This is a genomic window from Arthrobacter sp. 2RAF6 (genome assembly GCF_052115205.1).
Classification (GTDB): domain Bacteria; phylum Actinomycetota; class Actinomycetes; order Actinomycetales; family Micrococcaceae; genus Arthrobacter.
The window spans coordinates 18,888-41,791 of record NZ_JBFRGF010000009.1 but is presented as its reverse complement, the minus strand read 5'-3'; the positions used below and the strand labels follow the sequence as shown (position 1 = coordinate 41,791).

The 22,904-nt window shown below is 61.5% G+C and carries 16 protein-coding genes and 2 pseudogenes; 14 read left to right on the top strand and 4 right to left on the bottom strand.

What is annotated here, in order from left to right:
* Positions 1-573 precede the first annotated feature (573 nt).
* Positions 574-1,599, top strand: coding sequence for an inositol 2-dehydrogenase (iolG, locus tag AB4Z38_RS09015; protein ID WP_441429390.1), 1,026 nt, complete (start codon positions 574-576; stop codon positions 1,597-1,599).
* Positions 1,600-1,982: 383 nt separating this feature from the next.
* Positions 1,983-2,421: pseudogene (locus AB4Z38_RS09010) on the top strand (tryptophan synthase subunit beta); the annotation flags it as partial.
* Between the two features lie 171 nt (positions 2,422-2,592).
* Here AB4Z38_RS09010 and AB4Z38_RS09005 read toward each other — a convergent pair.
* Positions 2,593-3,834 (bottom strand): annotated as a pseudogene (locus AB4Z38_RS09005) (IS701 family transposase).
* Positions 3,835-4,411: 577 nt separating this feature from the next.
* Between AB4Z38_RS09005 and AB4Z38_RS09000 the strand changes: the two are divergent.
* The 6 genes from AB4Z38_RS09000 (at position 4,412) to AB4Z38_RS08975 (ending at position 14,277) form a co-directional block, all read left to right on the top strand.
* A complete protein-coding gene (locus tag AB4Z38_RS09000) occupies positions 4,412-6,022 on the top strand; it encodes an APC family permease (protein ID WP_441429389.1) in 1,611 nt (536 codons plus the stop codon).
* Between the two features lie 411 nt (positions 6,023-6,433).
* The gene (locus AB4Z38_RS08995; RefSeq protein WP_441429388.1) at positions 6,434-7,318 is read left to right on the top strand and encodes an ATP-binding cassette domain-containing protein; all 885 of its coding nucleotides are present in this window, start codon (positions 6,434-6,436) and stop codon (positions 7,316-7,318) included.
* Entirely contained in the window at positions 7,315-8,304 is a 990-nt protein-coding gene (locus AB4Z38_RS08990; RefSeq protein ID WP_441429387.1) for an ABC transporter permease, read from the top strand. Before AB4Z38_RS08995 ends, AB4Z38_RS08990 begins: the two co-directional genes overlap by 4 nt.
* Positions 8,305-8,387: 83 nt before the next feature.
* Positions 8,388-9,356 (top strand): sugar ABC transporter substrate-binding protein, encoded by a 969-nt coding sequence (locus AB4Z38_RS08985; protein ID WP_441429386.1) that lies wholly within the window; start codon positions 8,388-8,390, stop codon positions 9,354-9,356.
* Positions 9,357-10,399: 1,043 nt separating this feature from the next.
* On the top strand, positions 10,400-10,627 hold the full coding sequence (locus tag AB4Z38_RS08980) for a hypothetical protein (protein WP_441429385.1): 228 nt from the start codon (positions 10,400-10,402) through the stop codon (positions 10,625-10,627).
* Between the two features lie 1,502 nt (positions 10,628-12,129).
* Positions 12,130-14,277 (top strand): amylo-alpha-1,6-glucosidase, encoded by a 2,148-nt coding sequence (locus AB4Z38_RS08975; protein ID WP_441429384.1) that lies wholly within the window; start codon positions 12,130-12,132, stop codon positions 14,275-14,277.
* 252 nt (positions 14,278-14,529) lie between these two features.
* On the opposite strand, the gene AB4Z38_RS08970 is transcribed toward AB4Z38_RS08975, so the two are convergent.
* Entirely contained in the window at positions 14,530-15,183 is a 654-nt protein-coding gene (locus AB4Z38_RS08970; RefSeq protein ID WP_441429383.1) for a transposase, read from the bottom strand.
* 525 nt (positions 15,184-15,708) lie between these two features.
* Here AB4Z38_RS08970 and AB4Z38_RS08965 point away from each other — a divergent pair.
* Entirely contained in the window at positions 15,709-15,888 is a 180-nt protein-coding gene (locus AB4Z38_RS08965) for a hypothetical protein (protein WP_441429382.1), read from the top strand.
* A gap of 18 nt (positions 15,889-15,906) precedes the next feature.
* Positions 15,907-16,092: a hypothetical protein gene (locus tag AB4Z38_RS08960; protein ID WP_441429381.1), complete on the top strand. Its 186-nt coding sequence runs from the start codon at positions 15,907-15,909 to the stop codon at positions 16,090-16,092.
* A gap of 628 nt (positions 16,093-16,720) precedes the next feature.
* Here the strand turns inward: AB4Z38_RS08960 and AB4Z38_RS08955 are convergent.
* Both AB4Z38_RS08955 and AB4Z38_RS08950 read right to left on the bottom strand, forming a co-directional pair.
* Positions 16,721-17,620, bottom strand: a complete 900-nt coding sequence (locus tag AB4Z38_RS08955; protein ID WP_441429380.1) for a hypothetical protein — start codon at positions 17,618-17,620, stop codon at positions 16,721-16,723.
* 9 nt (positions 17,621-17,629) lie between these two features.
* The gene (locus tag AB4Z38_RS08950; protein WP_441429379.1) at positions 17,630-18,700 is read right to left on the bottom strand and encodes an SPFH domain-containing protein; all 1,071 of its coding nucleotides are present in this window, start codon (positions 18,698-18,700) and stop codon (positions 17,630-17,632) included.
* Positions 18,701-18,806: 106 nt separating this feature from the next.
* Here AB4Z38_RS08950 and AB4Z38_RS08945 point away from each other — a divergent pair, with 106 nt between their 5' ends.
* The 4 genes from AB4Z38_RS08945 to AB4Z38_RS08930 all read left to right on the top strand — a co-directional run bounded on the left by AB4Z38_RS08945 (position 18,807) and on the right by AB4Z38_RS08930 (position 22,851).
* Positions 18,807-19,541: an NUDIX hydrolase gene (locus AB4Z38_RS08945; protein ID WP_441429378.1), complete on the top strand. Its 735-nt coding sequence runs from the start codon at positions 18,807-18,809 to the stop codon at positions 19,539-19,541.
* A 64-nt stretch (positions 19,542-19,605) separates the two neighbouring features.
* Complete coding sequence (locus tag AB4Z38_RS08940) at positions 19,606-19,938, top strand: hypothetical protein (RefSeq protein WP_441429377.1); 333 nt, start codon at positions 19,606-19,608, stop codon at positions 19,936-19,938.
* A gap of 1,882 nt (positions 19,939-21,820) precedes the next feature.
* Positions 21,821-22,597 (top strand): TnsA-like heteromeric transposase endonuclease subunit, encoded by a 777-nt coding sequence (locus tag AB4Z38_RS08935; protein WP_441429376.1) that lies wholly within the window; start codon positions 21,821-21,823, stop codon positions 22,595-22,597.
* Complete coding sequence (locus tag AB4Z38_RS08930; protein WP_441429375.1) at positions 22,594-22,851, top strand: hypothetical protein; 258 nt, start codon at positions 22,594-22,596, stop codon at positions 22,849-22,851. The genes AB4Z38_RS08935 and AB4Z38_RS08930 overlap by 4 nt, the downstream gene beginning before the upstream one ends.
* Positions 22,852-22,904: the final 53 nt, after the last annotated feature.

Genomic DNA, 22,904 nt, shown 5'->3' with positions numbered 1-22,904 from the left:
TCGCTGGCTCGCGCAGAATCCACATGCAGTGAGCCGGGAGGACTTCGCGACAGCCCATCGGGCTCTGCTCGGGCACCTTGAGTGGTCCGCCTCCGGAGCCCGTGTGCCTCGGAGTCCTGCTACCCGAGAGAGGCGCGGGTGATGGTCGAACACCGAAGGCGCAGAACCTATGCCGGGCGCTGTGGTTCCTACTGAGGGTACCCGTATGAGGTTGCCATCGCGCCCGACGGGCATCACCAGTTGCACCTATCGCGGTCGCCGATGCAGCCATCGAGGCAACGCGCACCGGCAACCGGCATACGGTCATGCTTGCGACGAAACCCGACTTCTACCAGAACTAGCAGCAAGGAGGCGCTCGCGATGGTGCCCGTCCTTCCCGGCTTTGAGTTTCGGGCACTTCCGCGACTGGCTCGCACCCGTATCAAACTGGGACACAAGGTCTCGGTGTTGGGCTGGCAGCCTGATCTCAGTGCGAATCGGTTCGTAATGCCGACGCACCTTTTCGTTTCCCACCAGCATTTCTAAACCCGTCCTGCGGAATTTTGATATTGCGATTCTCGAAGGGGACAATTCATGAGCCACAATCCCATACGCTTCGGACTCATAGGGACCGGCCGCATCGGCCAGGTCCATGCGGCAAACATCGCCGCCAATCCGGCGGCGGAACTGGTCGGGACAGCCGACCCGTTCATCGACGGAGCGAGGTCGGTGGCTTCGCGCTTCGGTGGCACCGCGACTGACTCGCCAGAACAACTTATCCACTCCGGGCAGTTGGACGCCGTGCTCGTCGCGTCCCCAACCCCAACCCACATCGAGCTGATCGAGGCCTGCATCGACGCAGGCCTTCCCGTCCTGTGCGAGAAACCGATCGATCTGGACATCGCCCGGGTAGACGCACTGCGTCCGAAGCTCGAAGCGAGCGGGATCCCCGTAGCGCTGGGCTTCAACCAGCGCTTCGACCCCAGCTTCGCGCGCGTGCACACGCGGGTGCTGGCCGGGGAGATTGGAAAGCTCGAACACCTCTCGATCGTCAGCCGGGATCCGGGCCCCCCGCCTGCGTCCTACATCGGAGTGTCGGGCGGGATCTTCCGCGACATGACCATCCATGACTTCGACATGGCGCGCTTCTTCGTCGGTGACATCATCGAAGTGAGCGCTACCGGGGCCCAGCTGTTCGACACGGGCGCCCGCGAGCACGGCGACTTCGACACGGCCGTGGTGACCTTGCGTGCCGCCTCCGGCGCGATCGTCACCATCACGAACTCGAGGCACAGCGCCATCGGCTACGACCAGCGCCTCGAGGCGTTCGGGGCGCTCGGCATGTTCCAAGTTGACAACGTCCAGTCCAGGCTCGTGAGCTATTCGTCAGCCTCATCCGTTGAAGCGAAGGAACCATACATCGAATCCTTCATCGAACGGTACGCGCAGGCATACGCACTCGAACTTGATGAATTCATCAAACTGGTGCGCGGTGAGCAGTCCAGCAGCCCAAGCTTCGAAGACGGACGCGCTGCCCTGATGATTGCCGATGCTGCACAGCGCTCGGCCGAGGAAGGGATCGCTGTGTCCATCGCAAGCGGGCTGCCCATAGCCAATTAGCGGAACGCCCCGGTTCCGGCGCGGCGTATTAGGCGACTGCAGGAGGGACCCCAGGACAAATTCCTCCAGGAGGCCCCCGGGAACGCCGGTTCATGACTTGTAAAAGCCGATGTCTGGCGTCAAGCGCTGCCGGCGCGCTATTCCGGGATCCCAGAATCTTGGCCGCATCCGTCTGAGCAAGCGCGCGGGCGGATGCGGCTTGGCCTCGACAAGGAACAGCGAGAGCAGCTGGAGGACACCTTCGAGAAGGCAAAGACCGACCCGGAATTTACAGCGCAGGTCGCGGACCTGAACAAGAACTGTTCCGCCCGCCACCAACGATTCGCGGAACCCGAAAGACCGATCACCGAAGCCTCAGGGATTAGGTCACCAATCCAAGGAGCACCTACTACGTTCTCGGCACAGCCGCAGGTGCCCATCCATTCCCGGCCATGGTCCGCTACTTCCATGAGGTGATCGGCGAGGAGGCACGGGCCCAGATCCTCAATCCGGCCGGGCGTATCCCGGATGGGGTCTCCGCCTGCATTAGCGGCGGGTCGAACGCGATCAGCATCTTCCACGGCTTCCTCGACGATCCCTCTGTCAGGCACTATGGCTTCGAATCCGGCTGCGAAGGCGTCGAAACCGGCCGCCATGCTGCCGCCATCACCCTCGGACGCCCGGACGCCCGGGAGCCCTGCACGGCGCCCGGCCCTACCTGATGCAAGACGAGGATGCCCAGACCATCGAGTCGCATTCCATTTCCGCGGGCCTGGACTACCCAAGCGTCGGGCCTGCGCACCCGACCTCGGACCCGCCAGCTACGAACCGATCACCGACAGCCTCGATCGACATCCCCATGGTGCGTCCTGGAGGAGACCAGGGAGTCGGTCCCATTGGCGTCCTCCCTCCTAGTAGTACTTTGTTAGGTTGGTGGGGCGTGTTGGCAGTAGGGGCAGCGGGCGAGTTGCCGGATGAGGATCCGTTGGAGTTCCTTGAGGATCCTGTACAGGCTCAGGCTGCCCCTGCTGCTTTTGGGGTGGCGAGGCGTTTCCTGGTGATGAACAGGTGCGCCGCCGAGACGAGGGTGGCGTGGTGGTGGAAGCCCGGGAAGGACCGTCCTTCAAAGTGGGCGAGGCCGAGCCCGGTTTTCAGTTCGCGGTAGTCGTGTTCGATGCGCCAGCGGATTTTTGCCAGTCTGACCAGGGTCCTGGCCGGTGTGTTGGCGGGCAGGTCTGAGAGCCAGTAGTCGGTGGGTTCCTTGGCGCCGGTGGGCCATTCGGCGATCAGCCAGGCCTCAGGTAGTGATCCGTCTTCGCCGGGAGCGATGTGCCGGCTGGCGGGCCTGACGCGGAGGGCGAGGAAGCGGGATTTCATGGCCGCGGTCTTGTTGGTGCCGGTATTTTTGGTGCCGTGCCGCCAGGTGACCTGATGTAGTTCTCTTCTCCCGGCGGCCACCGCCAGTTCGGCCAGGCTGGCCGGAGCCTGCCGGTAGCGCGGCACGCTGGGCCGGCCCTTCGGGCCGGAGCGTTCGGCAAGCTCGGGAACGGTATCGGCCGGGTAGGCGCTGGTGGAGGCCTTGACCGCCATCACCCACGGAATGGACCGCCGGGTCAGCTCGAGCCGGAACAACGCGTTGTCCCCGTACCCGGCGTCTGCGACCGCGACCGGGCACGTGCGCCCCCAGCGGGTGAGTTCATCGATCATCTCCAGCGCGAGCTCCCACTTGGGCCGGTTCCGCACGTAATCCGGGATCCTCGCCTTCGCCCGGCGGGCGGCGACCGCCTCGGCCTGCTCGCAGGTATCGTCCCAGGCCTCGGGAACGAACAGGCGCCAGTTCACCGGGGCCGAGGCCGCATCGGTGACCATGTGCACGGTGGTGGCAACCTGGCAGTTGCCGATCTTGCCCAGCGTGCCCGAATACTGACGCGCCACGCACGCCGAAGCGACCCCGTCCTTTTTGAAGCCGGTATCGTCGATCACCCACGCCTCCGGCGCGATGGCCTCCTCGGCCAGGGCGGCCACGCGGCGGCGGACCGGCTCTACCTTCCACGGCGAGGAGGTGACAAACTGCTGCAACTGCTAGTGGTCCACATCCAGGCGCCCGGCCATCGGCTGCATCGACTTGCGCCGCCCCTCCAACATCAGCCCCTGCAAATACAATCGGCCCTTCGCCCGCTGATCCTTCCGGCCCAACGACGCGAACACCTCCCCAACGTAGTCCTCCAGCTCGACGCGCAGTCTTGTCTCTTCCATGCCCACGCAACGAAATTAACAGTTCACACCGGCGATTAAAAGCCCCTGGCCGAAGAACCTAACAAAGTACTACTAGGCCTCGACGGACCGGCATTTGAACACCCTGGCACTCTGAGGCGGGGAGGTCGCACCCCGGATCTACTTCATGATGATCGAGGAGCCTTCGCCACCAAACAGCCGGACCATTGACACAGGCGCCTCGGCGGTCGAATTCTGAGGACGCCCTTAAACGCGTTGGTGTGCCTCTCGGAACTTAGATGAATTCCTCGCTATGCAGGGCCTGATGTGAGTGTGCGCGCGTTCTGGTTGGCTTGTTGATTGCTTGAGTGGTGGCATTTCTGGGTGGTGGTAGGACGTCATTGAGCCTGAAGCCGGGGCGTTCCATTCTGGCACATAGGGGTGCACGTGATGCGGGTCATAGTTGTTGTACGCGGGTGAATCCAGGCCTCCGGAGCGTCTTCCGGCACAACGACCGTATGGCGTCGTGTTGGATCCAACGAGGAAGTTTGCCGATTTTCGCCGGCAAGCGTGATTCATCCGTTCATTCATGGTCTATCTAGCGAGGACAAAGGATAAAATGACCAAAGCAGCATCAACAGAATCGCGGAACACCATGGATAGGAAATCCGCCACTAACTCTCCGACGCCCGCGGCGGCACAGTCCGCTGAAGACCAGCAGAACCGCCTTACGGGCAACCTGGGGACCGTCTCACTCGTGCTGAGCGTGCTCGCGTTTTCCGCGCCGATCGTCACGGTCGCCGGCTATTTGGCTTTCGCCATCGGCTTCGTCGGCGAAGCCGCGCCACTGGCGTGGATCATCGCGACGGTCGTTCTGATGGTATTTTCAATCGGCTACATGACAATGACTCGCCACATTCCCAGGGCCGGCGCGTTCTACGCGTATATCTCGCTCGGCCTCGGTCGAGTGACCGGCGTCGGCAGTGCCTACCTCGCCACGATCTCCTACCTCGTCAACTGCGCCGGAATCTACGGCTTCGCGGGTGTGACAATCGGATCCCTGGTGACGAGCTTCGGCGGCCCCGCCCTGCCATGGTGGGTATGCGGCGCCGCAGTGTGGATCATTGTCACCACCCTTGGACACTTCCACATCGACCTGTCGGCGAAGGTTCTGGGCACCGTCATGGTTCTTGAGGTAATCCTCGTCGGCATCTTCAACGTCGTCACCCTTGCGAAGGGCGGCTCGGACGGACTGTCGCTTGCACCGCTCAACCCGGCCCACTTCATCAACGGCGGCACCGGCATCGCGCTCCTATTCGCACTCGGCAACTTCTTCGGCTTTGAAGCGACCGCCCTCTACAGGGACGAAGTCCGCAAGCCGAACAGGACGATTCCCCGGGCTACGTACCTCGCGGTCGTCCTCATCGGACTGTTCTACGCGCTGTCCGCGTACACGCTGATCGTAGCGTTCGGATCGAAGGCGCAGGCTGCGGCCACCGATGGCGCCGGCACAATGTTCAATGATGCGCTCGCCCGGTTCGTCGGTCCAGGCGTCCTGCAGGTCACGATGGTCCTGGTTACGACGTCGGCAGTCGCTTCGGTGCTGTCCGTTCACAACGTCGCAGCGCGCTACTTGTTCAACCTCAGCGCAGACCACGCTCTCCCGAAGTACCTCTCGGTCGTGCACCCGCGGCACAAGTCCCCGTACCGTGCGTCCTTGACTGCTGCGATCGCGGTTGCGGTCATGCTGGCGCCGTTCGCTATTGCCTCGGTCGATCCGGCCTTCGTGATGGGTGCGGGCAGCGGAATCGGAACTGCGGGCGTGCTTATCCTCATGGTCCTCGTTAGCCTCGCCGTTTTCACGTGGTTCAAGCGGACGGGTGTTCCCGCCGGAGAATCTCCATGGAAAGTGTTCGTTGCGCCGATCGTCTCTCTGGTGATCCTTGGTGCGGTGGTGGTCTTCGCGATCGCGCGCTTCGACCTGCTCGTCGGCGGTGAACCAGGCCAGAACCTCTGGATGCTCCTCGTGCTTGTCGCGTTCGTCATCGCCGGTTCCTCGGTTGCGCTCTACTTCAAGCGATTCCGTCCCGCTTGGTATGCCCGTCTTGGCCGGGCCACAGACGCCGAGGTGGAAGCCGCTGCTTCGAGCGCGTCACCGCATGATGCAAGCCTCGCTATCGCTTCTGTCGCGGAGACCGAGAGCGAGATCGAGAACGTACTCGAAGCTTAAGGCGTACGGGGTTCTTCGGCGGAATTGTTTGCGCATTCTTCCTCCGCTCCAAGCGACCCGATGTGTATGCCCGCCTTGGTCGTCAGAAGATCTGAGCGAGGAGCACACTTTTTGGACTGCTCCCCGGAGCTGGACTGAAAAATCAGTTCGGGCTTCCGGGGAGCAGTTTTGTGTTTAAGCGTTCGTTGCCTGAGGCGCATTCGCCATCGGGGCGAGATGTTCCAAACTGGCACACGCGAGTATGACTGCCGTCACTCATAGTTTCTTACATGAAGCGGTGAGACTCCGGAGTGCTGGAGCAGACGCTAGGGCGTCGTGCCGTATCTGCACATGCTGAATCGGCTAACCGCTGGCGAATCTGCTTCACCAGTTCAAATTCATGGCCATAGATCTATCAATCACGAGGATGAGATGACCGAAGCACCACCTGTGACCGCTCCTTTGGTCGCACTCAAAGACATACAGAAGACATTCGGCGCAGTGTCTGCATTGCGTGGAGTGAGTATCGACGTTCAGCCAGGCGAGACATTTGCACTGCTGGGCGACAACGCGGCAGGCAAGTCAACGCTCATGAAGGTACTCACCGGCGTGTATCAGCCGGATAAGGGCACCATCGAGATGGATGGCAAACCCACCGAGTTCCACACTCCGTCGGCCTCCCGAGACCAAGGGATCGAGATGGTGTACCAGGACTTCGCCCTCGCGGACAACCTTGATGTTCGGACGAACATCTTCCTTGGACGCGAGCCGCAGAAGAATATTCTGGGTCCGCTGCTCCGCATCATCGACAGGAAGAAGATGGAGGCTGAGACCAATCGCGTGCTCGCGCGACTGGACATACCGATCAATCCCCGTCTCAAGGTGAAGCGACTCTCGGGTGGGCAACGCCAAGCCGTCGCGATCGGACGCGCCCTCGCCTTCGACGCTCGCCTGATCATCATGGATGAACCCACCGCGAACCTCTCGGTCGCCAAGGTGGACAAGCTCATCGAGGTCACCCAGAAGCTCAAGGACCTGGGCATCGCGGTCATCATCATCACTCACCGGCTCGACGAGGCGTTCGCAGTGGCCGACCGGTTTGCGGTCATGCGGCAGGGCCAGATCGTTGGCAGGTTCCGCACCGGAGAGATCTCGGAGACGCAAGTTGCGCATCTGATCTCACATGGCACACTCGACGGCTACACCGACGTGGAAGTCCCCGTGGAGCGCCGCAAGATCGGGAGCACTTCGCTCGCCGCGGTCAGCGAGCCACCGGCCGATGAGTTCGACTACTCAACGAACAGGAGCGACTCGTGACAAACACGATTGCAGTCATGCTGGGCAAGCCGAAACTGGAGGAAGGCTCACGATCAACCAAGATCAAGCGCTTCATCGGTGACTATGGAATCCTGGTATTTTTCGCCCTCATTCTGGTTTTCCTCGCCATGGCGGCCCCCAACTTCCTGACGCTTAACAACCTGGTCAACGTCGTTCGGCAGTCCTCGATTATCGGACTCATCGCCCTCGGCATGACATTCATCATGATCACTTCAGGCATCGACCTTTCCGTCGGATCGGTCGTCGGCCTGGCCGGAATGGTGTTCGCACTCTTCGCTCCATCAACCGGCGAAGCATTCTGGTGGCCACTGATCGCGGGACTGGGGGTGGGCGTCCTCGTCGGTTTCCTGAGTGCAGCACTAGTCGTTTGGGGAAAGATCCTTCCTTTCCTCGCGACACTTGCAACAATGGCGATTGCTCGCACCGCGGCCCTCGTCATCACGGGCGGCCAGGTCGTCTCCGGGCTGAGCGGTCCGGCGGAATGGATCGGATCGGGTTTCATCGGCCCTATTCCGGTCCCCGTGGTCATTTTTGTACTTGCCGCCGTCGTGTGCGAGTTCGTGCTGGGCCGGACGAAATTCGGCTCGCACGTTTACGCGGTCGGCGGTAACGAAGAGTCCGCGAAGAAGGTCGGGATCTCGACGAATCGGGTGCTCTTCACGGTGTACGTCATCGGTGGAGTTACTGCCGCCCTCGGCGGCTTGGTGCTCACTGCACGTCTCAACGGTGCGGCGCCGGTCGCCGGAACGGGGTACGAGCTTCAGGTGATTGCCGCCGTCGTGATTGGCGGAACCAGTCTGTTCGGCGGCGTCGGTACGATCCGCGGAACTGTAGTCGGCGTGCTCCTGTTGGGCGTTGTGATGAACGGCATGAACTTGCTCGGCGTCTCCTCGTACTACCAACAGGGCATGCAGGGCATCATCTTGGTGCTTGCGGTGCTTCTCAACCGTTGGAAGTCAGATTGATCGACCAATTAACACACACTTGCTACTTCCCGGATACCAACAACTGAATCCCTTCACCACACAAAACAACGAAAGGTAAACCTATGAGAATGCAACCACGCTTCTCTGCTATGGCCGCAATGTTGGCGGCAGGTGCCCTCACCCTGAGCGCCTGTGCTGGCGGCGCTACCGCAGGTAGCAACAATTCGAGCGGCAAGACGTTCAACATCGGGGTAGTAGTCCTCGACCTGCAAGACCCGGACTTGGCGCAGATGACGAAGGCCATGCAGCAAACTGCCAAGGATGAAGGCGTCACGCTGCACATTACCGACGCCAAGAAGGACGTCGGAACTGAGCTCAACCAAGTTGAGGACTTGCTCACCCAGCAGGTCGATGCGGTGATCCTGCAGCCCCTCGATGGCGAGGCAAGCCAGACCGCGGCCAAGAGGGTCACGGACGCTAAAATCCCGCTGTTCATCCTCTCGACTGAATTCGCGGACGGGGCAAACATCAACTACAAGAGCTACATCGGCGTCGACGACACACTCGCCGGTGAAATGCAGGCCGAGTACATCAACAAAATGTTCCCGAATGGTGCCAACATCGTATTTGCCGCAGGCACCTACGGCGCCTCATGGACTGACCGTCGGAAGTCTGGCTATACAAGCAAGATCGACGCCAACATCAAGACCGTCGCCGAATTCCAGGCCCAAGGAAGCCGAGACGTCGCGAAGCGAAACATGGAGGATACGCTGTCGCGATTCGGTCCCGGCAAGATCGACGCCGTGGTCGCAAACAATGACGAAATGGCCCTCGGCGCAGCCTCAGCTATTTCAGACGCGCACCGTACCTCGGAAATCAAGGCTGTGCTCGGCGTCGATGGTACCGAGCCGGCTTTCGAAGCCATCAAAGCCGGAACCATGACCGCTACCGTTCGCCAGGATTCAGCCGGGCAGGGTGTCAAGGCCGTGCAGGTTGTCACGGATTTCCTCAAGGGCGGGAAGATCGAGAACCGTTACACCCTCCCGTTCACGCTGATCACGAAAGACAATTTGGCTGATTTCATGAAATAGCGTCGGCGGCCCGGATTCGTGCGGGAGTTCTGCTCTGGCAATCGGACCCACACGAATCCGGGACCAACCTCGGGCACAGCGATATTTAGGTCGCTGTGCCCGAGTCGTTTGGGACAGATCAACGGCGACGGCACCCGCCTAAAATTCCCAATAATGAAATGAATGAGAACGGAACATGTCGAGTGCCGAAGTCGGAGCCGCCGAAATTGCTCGGCTACTTCGGGAGATCCGGGAACGGGGTATCGAGATTGACGACTCGGCCCGTCGACGCTCGGAGTACCCCCGCGACGCATCAAACTATCGGGTACGACCAAAGGGCAGTCGCATTCCCCAAGACCGTTGGCGACGCCGAGTCCCGAACGGTCTGGGTCGCCGCCGGCGTCGTACTCGGCGAACTGCGCTTCGATGTTGAGGCGGCGACTTCGGGAGAGCTTACCTTTGCTCCGGATCCTTCATCGCTGACGCGAGCCACGATCGGCGTGTCCCTCACGAACGATGCCTGCGGAAACCCCTCCGTTGGCCTACGGGCGGAGGACCCACCATGTGCAGGAGGTCGAACTCGTCACTTCCGACGGCGCCTACTTTCGTGCTGGTCGCGACGGCATTTGCGCTTCTCGGTTGCGGTAAGCGTGGCGCTCGGACGGGGGGTGGGTTCCAAAAACCGATGCCCCCGGAAACAGCCGCATTGCAAATACACTGCCACGAGCGAGCACGCGGTCTTTGGCTCGGGTTCGCAAATGCAGGTACTTCAGGCCTGGGAGTGGCAACCATTGTCGAGTCATCGTCGTGCTGCGGTGTCGCTGGGAATTCGGCTCCGAGGCGGATCATTTCGATATGTCGATGACGGTCGCAGGGCGCTCGATTGCTCTCGCGCTGGATAGAGGCGCCGAAGTGAGCCTCGTGCTGACCGATGGCTTCAGTTGTGCGATGCAGGGTTCTCAGATCGCTCCGGACCGTGCGAGCACGCATTTGGCAATCGTACTGGGTCCCGATGCCGCAAGGGACGGCGAAGCGGATCAGTGACGTAAAGACGGTTGCTTGTTATGTTCAATGCAGAGGGTGATCAGATGGTCTATTTCGGTATTTTCCTGGTTCTCATAGCCGCTGGACTGTGGTGGGCAAGCATCCGCTTCGACTCTTTGCGGTCCGCTGCGTCACAGACGGAACCCGGGTCCACACGCTTCATTCCCGTCATTTCCGCGAGTGTGGCTGCGGTCATGGTGGCGGTGGTTGGTATTTTCCTTATCGCTACGAATCTGACTGGCATGTGATGAGAAATTTGTTTCGGCTGGTCTAACGGCGAACAGTCTACTGTTGCGCATCCTTGCCGCAGTCTTCAGCCAAGGGTCCGCGCTTTCTCGTTGGCGGGTTCCCTTCAAGATTTGTTGGCGGGTTTTCTGCGAGGCACTCGTAGATGATTCCGACGGGTATCTCGTCGCTTAGTTCGATGCTGTAGGAAGCTGCGTTATGCCATGTGACTTTGACCCCACGTGATCCGCCGCGTGATGCTTCTGCCTGGACGTGCCACATGGCTTCCGTGGTGACCGACCTTCCCTTGTTTTCGTACACCGGCGATTGAACCGGGATCCGAGTTACGGCCTGTATTGGCAGAGTGGACTGCAGCTTAGAAACCATGAGAAATGGCCTCCCTCTTGCATCTGGTCAGGACGTCGAACCTGGAGCCTTCAAAGAGCTGCTGCTGCAAGGCTCGATAGTTCTGCAGCCAGAGCACAGGGTCCTCCCCGGTGACGGCCTGTAAATGGTCGTGACGCGCCGGTCTCCACCGCGTCATGTCTCGATATCGAGGCCTACGTGCGACCCCCCATTCGTGGTGGACTTCCATCCCTAGGTTTCCTTCAAGGTAATTGCGCGGGTTTGGGGTTCAATGGTGGAGGCGAGCATCAGCGCCTCCGAACAGAGACACCGTCCGACTTGAGGAATGTCTGTGTTTCGGATTCTTCATTTCCGATCCACAAGACGCCGCCGCTCCCGGATACTTCCTCAACGCGACCGTGAGCGATCACTTTTGCGTTCCTCACAATGTTGACGAACTCACCGCTTTGGAGCTCACGCCAATCGGATAGTGCAGCGTGCATTCTGCGTTCCTTGACTGCTTCTCGAGCCTTCATTTCCCTTACCTTGCTCTTGCTTTAGGCGACTGCCGCCGCGATGTCCGGCCAGATGCCAGCAACGTTTAGATCTGCAACGGGAGACTTCGAATCGGGCAAACTGCGCAACGGTGGGCTGAAACGCGCGCTCGACTCTGAGCTTGCTTTGTCCTGCACCGAGTCGCAATTTGACCGCTCCCCCGGAACTGTTCGTCCGCAATCGGTGATCGCCCGCACCCACTCATCGTGCCGACCGTGCGCGAGCTTCCGGTTCATCATTGCAATCAACTCACTAAACTGATTGGCCTATTCGATCCCTTCCAGAATCGGCCTTAGGCAACGGGACAAAGCGTGTCAGTTTGATACATAGTTGCGAACTGCGTCGCCGTGGATGAATGGACTGCCAACGATCGGCCGTCACCTTCTCAGCCGCCGGTAGCTCCCGGCCGGACAAGGAATCCTGATCCGATAGTTGTCCTCTGGGGCCCGGGCGGAACTCGCGACCCCTGGTTGGAATTGCCCGGGCACAGGAAGTTTCGGTGAGTAGTCACGGGGTCTGGAGCCAGCACGCCGAGAAGCGTAGAGTCGGTTGATCCAATGAAGGGGCCCCGTATCGGGGCTTGAATCGTCAGAAGTGACGGTGTAACTCCGCGAAGGAGCCTGGTATGGCTGGATGGAACGCAGACACGGCGGCCGCGCCTTTGAGTGCAGCGGTGACGCTGGTGGAAGGTTCAAATTTCTGTATCTCCTCGGCTAACGGGGACATCATCCCGGAATACCCTCACGGCGTCTTTTTCGAGGACACACGGATCCTGTCCCGGTGGATCCTGACCGTAAACGGTCAACTGGTTGAACCGCTGGCTACCGAGATCAAAGAGCCCTACCGTGCGCTTTTCGCCGGTCGGGTGCCGCGATCCGAAGGCCTTACGGAGAGCCCCCTGATCGTTGAGAGACTGCGGGAGGTCGGTGCGGGCATCCAGGAGCGGATTACGGTTCGCAACTATTCGGGGCAACCGGTCGAATGCCTTGTCGGCATGACCGTGGAAACAGATTTCGCCGACCTTTTCGAGGTCAAGGAAGCTCGTATCCAGCGGCGCTGGAACGAAACCCGGGAGTTGGACAGGGATTCACTGGTCATCCGGGGCACGTGGCGGGACGTCAGCAAAGGCGTGGTAATCACGGCTGGCCGCGACGCCGTCGTCACTGAAGCGTTAACCTACAGAACGACAATCGAGCCGCGCGGACATTGGAGCGCGCTGCTCAGCGTGGCGCCTCTCGTGAATGGCGCTGTCGCTCTGGCGCCTCATGCCCGTCCGGAGACCGACGCGCTAACACCGCGTGACCGTCGTCGACGGGAGTGGGTGGCCAAGATCCCAGTCCTGCAAATGGGCAACCGCTCGATCGAGCGGACCCTGCGACGTAGCTACGACGATTTGGGCTCATTGCGGATTGAGGATCCCGGACACCCGAACCGGGTAGTGGTGGCGGCCGGGGCGCCATGGTTCATGACTCTGTTTGGACGGGATTCGCTGTGGGCTTCGGCGATGGCGCTCCCCGTGGACCCCTCCCTGGCCCTCGGCACGCTGCAGACACTTGGCGACCGTCAAGGAAGAGTAGTGGATCCGATGAGCGAGGAAGAGCCCGGCAAGATTTTGCACGAGGTCAGGCTAGACGTTTCAAGCGCACTGGCTCTCGGTGGTAAATCCACCTACTACGGCAGCATTGACGCCACTCCGTTGTTTCTTATGGTGCTCGGGGAGGTGAGCCGTTGGGGCTTTGCCAAGGAAACCATTGCCGCATTGCAGCCTAACGCGGACCGCGCGTTGGGCTGGATTGTGGACTACGGGGACAAGGACGGGGACGGTTTCGTCGAGTATGAGCGACTTAACGATCGGGGATTGATAAACCAAGGCTGGAAAGACTCCTGGGACGGAATCAATTTCGCTGACGGAACCTTGGCTGAGCCTCCAATCGCTCTTTGCGAGGTGCAGGGGTACGTCTATGGTGCCTTCCTGGCATCTGCCTGGATGGCGTACGAAACCGGTGACTTGGCCAAGGCGTCCGAGCTGCGGGATCGTGCCGCGCGCCTCAAACGACAGTTCAACGAACAGTTTTGGCTGCCGGACAAGGGCTACTACGCAGTCGCGCTGGACAAGGATAAGCGACCGGTCGATGCATGCGCCTCTAACATGGGCCACTGCTTGACAACGGGCATCGTTGATAAGGACAAGGCGCCGTCAGTGGTCGAGCGACTAATGTCCCCGGAGATGTTCAGCGGTTGGGGAGTACGCACACTTGCTACCGATATGGGGGCCTACCATCCGGCCAGCTACCACAACGGCTCGGTCTGGCCGCATGACAACGCGATCATCCAAGTCGGACTCATGCGCTATGGTTTCGTGGCGGAGGCCCAGCGGATCTCCACGGCGTTGCTTGAAGCTGCGGAATTCTCGGACGGGCGACTTCCCGAATTGTTCTGCGGATTCAGTCGGGAGGACTTCACCGAGCCCGTAGCGTATCCTACGGCGTGCTCACCGCAGGCCTGGGCAGCGACCGCACCGATCATGCTTGTAACAACGTTGATGCGATACGACCCGGACGTATCCCTGCGCGGAATATGGATGGATCCGGTACTCCCGGAGTCCTATGGAGATCTGCACATCACCAACGCACCCGTGGGCGATGCTCGGATCACCATCGACATTTCCGGGTCCGGATTTTCTGTCAAGGGATTGCCCGACGGAATGACAGCCCGCCGAGGTTACCTGCCATGGGTGGGAGATCTTATGGAACAGGGGCGGTCCCAGCAGTAAATTGTCTAGCTTTGCTGCGAAGGCCTCGACTCTTCGATCGTGGACATCATGCGCCACCGTAGAGGACTCGCAAGCGTTGACTCCCTGCCTCAGGGGAATGCCATCTTATGGTCGAGTTCTCGGCCGACACCCTCGAACGGGTGCGTACCGACTGCGATCGGCTGCTTCAAGCACTGCACACCCAAGGTCGGTCACTTGACCACTCCATCGTCACTGATCCGGTGGAGGCGAAAATTGTCAAGCTGTGTGGAGTCACTGGGCTAGTTTTTGGGATGTTTTGGTCTCGGGCAGGTTGATCCCGACGTATGTGGCGGGGGCCGGTGTGGTGGGTCGTTGGCGGAATCTTTCCGGGTGTCGTTCGTAGTAGTCCTGGTGGACTTTGTCTCGCTTGTTCCAGAGTTCTTTCCACGATCCGTCGTGGACTTGTGATGGTGAGAACAGTGCGATGCCGGAGTGTTTGTGATCGGTGCTGTACCAGTGCACATAACCGGTGAGGTACTCCCTCGCGGCCACGAGATCGTCAAAGATCCGGGGGTAGCCGGGCCGGTATTTCATCGTGCGAAACCCCGACTCCGAGAAGGGATTGTCGTTGGATACGTACGGGCGGTTATGGGACAGTTCCACGCCGTGGGCGGTGAGGGTGTCACGGAGCAGGTTTGATCTCATGGCCGGGCCTGAATCGGCATGCACGATGAGCGGGGCGCCGTACCGGGCGATGGCTGTCTCGAACATCTCCGCGGCGAGGTGGTCGGACTCACGTTCCTCGACCCGCCAGCCGACGATCTGCCGGGAGAAGATATCCATGATGGAGTACACCTTGAAAACCTTCCCCTGCCACTTGGAATAGACGTCGGAGATGTCCCACGACCAGACCTGGCAAGGTCCGGTCGCCTTGAGCACCGGCATCTCAGGTAGACAAGAAACTGCTCCGTGAACGGGTCAGTGCCTAGTACTACCATCGCGTTTATGGGGCGTGTCGGCGCGCCCTTGTAGTGCCTGTATCGGGCGCGGTGTTGGTGTTTCCATCGCCAGGTTGAGAGTGTTCCAGGAGTCTGTCGGCCGGCACCTCGGCTTCCTTACTGGGGTTTGCCCGGTGTGCGGTATCGACGACAGCGTCTTCCATGGCCACTAGCCTAGACCCTGATCGCTGCTTAACGGGCTGCTGCTGGCGTCCCACGATCCGGCTTTGTCCCACCGAACGCCCTCGCAACTGATAGGTCAATTGTGCAAAGGCGCTTTGCACAATTGACGACCGCTGTCGGTGTTCTCAGCGATGATATTGGTGTGTCGAGTTTTCCAATCATCGAAGCCGCCCCTGCGGACGCCGTCCCGCCGGGGTGGATTGGCTAAGACATTTCCGCCGACCAACTGCTTCTCCACACCATTCAGAGCGAGGAAGCTTTCGCTGCGCTCTGTTCGGCAGGACTGCTCGTGTCGGATCCTTCCCGTATCGATCCTTATCTTGTCGACGCCTACGTCTGGCTTTACCAGCAGATGGCAGCACAGCTCACCTCCGCCGGCCATGGGGCCATCTGGTCTTGGGCACGGATCACGCGCCCGGATCTGGCGGACAGCTGCAAGGTCTCCATCGGTCAGGTTCTGCTGACCTGAAAGGTACCGCGGGAACGGGTGCTGCTCTCGCACTACGGCGACTGGCATTCGGTCCTGAACAAGTTCCCGCATACACCCGGTCGCCCCGGCGAAGGCGATGAAGGCTACACCGCCCGCATGAACCGCCTGGTCGACGAATTGTGGGCCAGACTCAGGGCTGCAGGAGCCCGGGGTGCAGGAATCGCGGACTGCCAGCGGATTTGAGGGCAGACGTCGAGCAGGGATGGGACGGCATTTTTGAGCCGGGGAATCACGGTCGTTTCGAGTCCTGGCAGGCCACCATGCATCCACTGCGCGTGGAAGATGTCGTGGAAGCTGTCAGAATCGGACGCTGAACCCGCCCGGCCTGTGAGTCCAGTTAGACGGCGCCGGTGTGGGTGGGCCCCGCGTACGCCTGACGGCAGGGCCGACGGCCTTGGACTGCCCGCCCGTCACGACTTTGAAGCTACCGAGATTCTCGATCATTGCAGCATCTCGAGTTCTTCAAGGGGATCGCTGCCGGGCCCGGCCTGGATGTCCACACCTTAACGGGCGCTTAGGCCGACGACGTCAATGTGGCAGGTGGCCTCGTCGAGCAGCCCATCCGGGCCTAGAGCGAACGGTTCGTTGCCCGCATCCCGGTGCGGCAACGTCAGCTGTCGCCGGCCCGCCTTTATGGGCCATCCACCCGTGTCCCTGTTGGACCTTTTATACGTCTTTATACTTTTTGTACCTTTACACTTCCCGGCCCCTGTCCGACGAGCGAAAGCTTCCCTCAGGGCCGGTTTTCCGGGCGGGGGCGATCCCGGCTGGTCAACAAGTGCACCGTTTTGCTTCCCCCGGTAGCGCTACTTTACGCCGCGAGCCGGAGTGGTCGTTCGCCCAGGTGGACGGTGATTTCCTGGCCCCAGGAGGCGGTGAGGCGGTCCTCTTCCATGCCGTCCCCGAACACCACGAGTTGATCGGAGCCCACGGTGATCCTGAGTGTCTCGCCCGCCTCCAAGGTACCTTCGGTCAGGGAGGCTCCGGTGATCGGGGAGGGCCAGGCTTCCCGGACGAACCACGCGAGCCGGGGATCCGTCGGGGCGGGCAGCGTGCGTCCTCCGCGTTCGAGGGCGATGGATGCGCACCAGCCGGTGGCGCCGGTGCCGGTGGAGACGATGAGACCCGAGGAGGACTGCCGTTCTGTCTGCCCGTCCGCGGCCGTGAGCCGGTACCGGGCCGATTGGTGCGAGGCGTGCCCGATGAAGATCTCGTTGAGTCCTGAGAGTTCCTGACCGTCGTCGAGCCGTGCCGTCACGGTGGACAGTTCATGGCAGGGCAACTGCTCCGTGGGCCCGGCCAGAGCAGAATCCTGTAGCAGTTTGGCGGCCGCGGCGGGGTTGTGCCGGACGAGGACACCTGGATTGATGCCCGGCTCGGGATTGATCCCGAGCACGGGCTGTCCGTTGAGGTATTTGGCCGTGTTGGCCACGAGTCCGTCCTGGCCGACGACGGCGATGACGTCCTCTGCGGTGAACAGGAAGCGGCTGAGGTCCGCCCGTTCGACGTCGGCGTGACGCCACTCGGCCGGGACCGCGGCGCGGATTATTGCCAGGGCCTCGCTGGTCCGGTCGTGGTGGTATTGGACGTCCTGGATGGTGCGGCCTCTGGTGCGGAGGAAGAATTCGGCTTGGCCGCGGGTGGCGTGCCGGTCCAGGAGTTCGTGCAGTTCGGTGCGCCGGTGGACGATGACGAGGCGGGGGGTGGCCATGGCGGGAGCCTACTTCCCGGGCCGGCCGGTGGTGCCGGCCACCGTCCCGGCCGCGGCGGGGTCAGCTTTGCCGGCCGGGTTCTGGAATAGTCCGGCGAGGGCTCCGCTGAGCAGGTCGGGCGTGATGGTGAGGTTGCCGATGCTGGGGAGGGACCCGGCTGCCTCGCGTAGGGCCAGTGCGATCAGTGTGGTGTGTTCCATGCCCCGGTATACCTCCATGGTGGCGGCCTCTCGTGCCGCGGCCGCCTCGCCGACGAGCCGGATCTGGTTGGCTTCGGCGGTGGCGTTGATGCCTTGGCGTTCGGCGGAGGCCTGGGCTTGGATGAGGCCTGCGGCGGCTTTCTCTTCGGCTTCGCGCCGTGCGTTGGTGCCTTCCTGGGCGACGAGGTGTTCGCGGCGGGTGGCGAGTTCGATCTGGCTGGCCATTTCATTTTCGGAGATGGTCCGTTCGCGCTCGACGGCGACGGCCCGGCGTTCGTACACGGCCCGGTCTGCTTCGGCCTGGAGCTGTTCCCGGACGGGCGTCTGCAGTGCCCGTTCGACGTCGGACTCCGGCCGGACGGCCAGGACCTGCACGCCGAGGATTTCGATGCCGGTGGACGCCAGCCGGGCGTCGGCACGGAGTGCGTCGGCGAGGACGCTGCGGAGCTGGCTGACGCCGCGCTCCAGGGCCTGGGCGAGGGTCGTGGTGGCGATCTGGTCGATGGCGTGGCTCTGGCACAGCTGGCCGATGATCGTGGCGACCTGCTCCTTCCCAGTCGCCTGCACCGTGCCTGCCCCGGAGCCGGCGGGTTGGAGGGCGAAGTCGAGCCGGGCGGACACGGCCACGGGGTCGATGAAGCGGTAGGTCACGTTGGCCTGCACACTTACGTCCTGGTGGTCCCGGGTGATGGCGTGGAAGAGCGTGGGCAGTTCCTGGTCGTCCACGGGGACCTCGCTGAGCACGGAGTTCACCGGCCGGTACCAGAACGCCTGGCCCACGCCCTGGTGCCGGACCGAGCCTTTCTGCAGGTGGACGACGTAGCCGGTGGGGCTGCCCAGGAAGTGGCTGATCCACGGGTAGCGCTTGATGCTGGCCATGGGATTCCCCTAACCGTTCACTGTTGTCGTCAATCTGACGATAATCAAACGATAGGCTTGCCGCCGATTTATTGTCAAGGTGACGATAACTATCTAGGATGGGTCCATGCCCAAGTCCTACCCGGCGCCCGCGCGCTTCCCGGTGACCGTCGACGTCGTCGCCCTCACCGTCTCTGAGGACGTTCTGAACGTCCTGCTGATCACCCGCCTTATCGAGCCCTTCGGCGGCGAACTCGCCCTGCCGGGCGGGTTCGTGCTGGCCGGTGAAGACCTGGTGACTGCTGCGGGACGGGAACTGGCGGAGGAAACCGGCGTCGAGCGGATCCCTGGGCATTTGGAGCAACTGGGGAGTTATGGTCCTCAGGGGCGGGACCCGCGCGGGGACGTGCTCACCGTCGCCCATCTGCTGCTCGCGCCCAACTTCCCCGTCCTCTCCGCCGGGAGCGACGCCGAGCACGCCGCCTGGTACCCGGTCAACCAGATTCTCGAGGGGGAATTGACACTCGCCTTCGACCACGAGCGGATCCTCGCCGACGCTCTGGAGCGCGCGAAATCAAAGCTGGAGTACTCGCCCCTCGCGGCCGCGTTCTGCGGGGAGGAGTTCACCATCGCCCAGCTCCGCGCCGTGTACGAGGCCGTATGGGGCACCCGTCTGGATCCCCGGAATTTCCACCGCAAAGCCACCGGAACGCCCGGTTTCCTGGAAGAAACCGGACGGATGACTACCGGTGATGCGGGCCGCCCGGCCTCGCTCTTCCGCCTCGCCCAGACAGCCCGTGCTTCTGTGGCTCAACCGACGCAGGTTGTGCTTAACCCGCCGCTCATGCGACCGCGCGGATGACCTCTCGTCAGATCTTGCTTGATCGCTGCCTGGCATTGTCGGGGGCGAGTCCTAGCATGGCCGCATGATGGAGATCCATGAACTCACGAACGACGATTCGGGCGCTTACGCGTTTCGGACGTCCACCGGGTCGATTTACCGAATCAACCTTGATGCGCCGCGGTCACTCCTTCGCCTCGCTTCGAACCAGACTCCTGTTCCCGCCTACGAGGGCCTCGAAGCATCGAGACTTCGCAACGACGGCAGAGAAATCCCGTTGCTTGGCATCGTCAGACTTAGGTTGGGGGAGCGCGGCGCGCTTTGGCTCGACATCGTCCGAGACGGGCACACGGCGACCCTGCGTGATACCAGTGAGGTCCTCACCATCACTCGTTTGCAAGGCCAGCAAGGTAGATGAGACCACCGGCGGTGGCCTCGAGAGGCACGCCCGAGCATGACACATCGATGCGCCGTGTTCCCGGACAGGGCAGGGCGCGCTTCGTCGCGGTCCCTAGAAGTTGAGGGGGAGGGACCTCGGATTCAGGACTGATGCACTCTCGTCTAACCGTTCAGGGATGTTTCAGTACGCGCGAATTTTGTATCGAACCGGGTCAGGTGCGGTTTGGGGACGCGCGGACTCACAGATAGGCGGCAGGTTCAGTCGGAGTCTTCGGTTTCGACCGTTGCGGCGTTCCGAAGGTCACGGGTTGTCATGTCAGGTTACCGGCCGTGACTGACGCTGACCGTCGGCTGACACGCCAGGAAGAGAACTCCTTGGGGCCAACTACCTGGGCGAGCATTTTCGATGCAGTTCCTTGGCGTCGTGCGGCGTCGGCTTCTCCCTAGAGGTTTGCGGGATCCCGAGTCGCTTGCGGCCCAATGAGAGCGGAAGAGGGCAAGGGGCAATCCGCTTCGGTCACAGGGAACCCAGTGACCGAAGCACTCGGCCCGATTGGGTTCTCAGGCTGTCAGCTGGCGTCGCACTGTTCGGTTTTGTCCCACCGGACGCCATCGATGCCCGGCGTAGATGTCCACACCGTACCGGGTGCTGACGCCGACAACGTCGATGAGGCAACTACACCATTGACTTAAACTGTCAAGTGTGTAGTGTTATGTGTCACGAGAGAGAAAATTTTTGTCAAAAAGTGCTTGTTGCCGGGATAGAAGCGGCGGATGATGGAACTTGAAGCTGACCGTGAGTGTGAACCGGTTCCAAACTGACCAGTGGTGACGTCTGTCGCGGCAGATCTCTGCTAGGCCCGAGAGAGTCTTTGTATCGTCAATCCTGGATCGTACATAGTGGGTCGGATCGGGTGGCTTCCTCCCAGGTCGTTGTGATCGCGGAGAAACTGCTTTTGAAGACTGGTCGCGCTGATGGCGAGCAAGCGGGAAAGAGCCGGAACTGAGTCCGGCAATCATGTACAAAATGGCCGAGTCGGCACATGGGGTCCCCGGGACCGGACAGGTTCCCTCACACATGGAAAGTTTGCGGAATACCCCAAGCCCTGTCGGATCGTTTTAGGGAGAAGTTTCGGCCACCCGAACCGCTCCGACGTTACGTTGGATGCCTGTCATGGGCTTCTGGGTCGGGAGGAAGCGGCGCGTTGGAGAAAGGCGTTGCTTTCGTTTGACCTAGGTGGGTCGGAATACTTCCAGTTCGCAGCATGGCGTGTTGGCCGAGGTGCGGAGGCGGGAGCGCCGGGCCGTGGCACCAACGATTTTGGTCGAGCGACTTCTGATGGTCACGCAAATATCGCTGAAGAGGTCGAACTTGCGGACCCCGGTCTATCGATGGGGGAGTACCTGCACCGAACGGGCCGGCTGAGGCGCGTTGAGGAGGGGAACTTCGAAGTCTGCACCGGTGCCAGGTTCCTGACCTTCCTTTTCCGCGGCCGGCTTCAAGGGCGTAAGACCCGCTACCAGCAGGCCCGGGATGATGCCTTGACGACGCCGGCCGGATCACCAGTCGACAACGCAGTCGAGGAACCTGCCGCAAGCCCGATTGAACAATTCATGCAGAAGCTGACCGAACCAGGACGAACGATTGTTAGCGCTGCCTCTGGCAACGACATTCTGCTGACCGTCGATGAGCTGACATCTCTAGTCGACCTCTGGATTCGCCATTTTTGGGCTGGAACTACCTTTCGACACTCGGAATTGGATGCACGAGGACAGTGCGGAAGAGCGCCTCACTTCGGGTGGGAAAGTTACGTGGATGTGGCCGACCGTTTCCGACCTGTAAAGACCGGAGGACCGAAAGGCCCCGGCTGTAGGGTCGCAGGTTCTCCTGAATGTGAGTGATGACCATGGCAGCCTTGAAGGAGAATCCATTTCGTGACGTGGGGAATTCAAGTCCTTATCCGCTGTTGCTGGCACTCGGACCTGACGGGAGGCGACGTTGGTGGTTCCTGGACGGTCCAGTCCGCGACCTCGACCCGACCGGTTTCCGCCCGTGCCGCCGCAGCAACGCGTACAAGTTCCGCCGCAACTATGAGGGCAGCTACCCGTTTGGTGGCGATCATCGGATGATCATGTTCGAGTCGTTGACGGAGCTCGTTTGCCTCATGGAGCTGGACCACGAGGGCAACGTGGACGGGATCGCTGCGCAGCCGTTTGGAATCGTGTTCTCGGGCGGAACGCTCCACTATCCTGACTTTGCCGTAAGGCTGCGGGACGGGAGCACAGTGATCGTCGACGTCAAGCCTGAAGAGTTTGCCACGAAAAAAGAGTTCGTGCACGCCGCGGTCTTGACGGAGGAGGCCTGTAAGACCCAGGGGTGGGGGTACCGCGTGATGCACGGCTTCCGGGGGTGGCAAGCGGCGAACCTGGAGTGGATGTGCGCGTTCCGTTACAAGGAGTATGTCCCTGACCGGGCCATGGCTCGGGACGTTATTGCATTCTTGGCTGTGCCGCACACGATGGAGGAAGCCGCGCGCGTGCTGGATCCGCGGATAGAACTGGGGGTCGGCTATGCCCTGCTGTCAAACATGTTGTTCCACCGGCAGGTCGTCCCTGCCGAGCCCGGGCCCTTCTACTCCGGACTCATGGTCATTGCGGGGGTAGGGGGCGGGCAATGAAGACTCTTCGCCTCGGAGACAGTGTGAACTACATGGGGCGTCAGTGGGAGATCACTGCCATATGCGGATCTTTCCTTGGCCTCGTGGACCTCGACGGCGGGGAGCGCCTGACTGTTTCTTTTGCCAAGCTCGCCCAGCCGGATCTCGGGGAGACGAATGAGGCCGGCGTGGGTCGCGTCCGGAGCAGACCATCCAACGCGGCGACGGCGGAGTCGGGGAGAGCCATAGTTCAGCGGTCTGCTGGGCGTGGATAGTAGTGGCCAGCGGGCCGAAGGCCGCCCCGCTTGTCCGGCGGATTCCTCCGTTT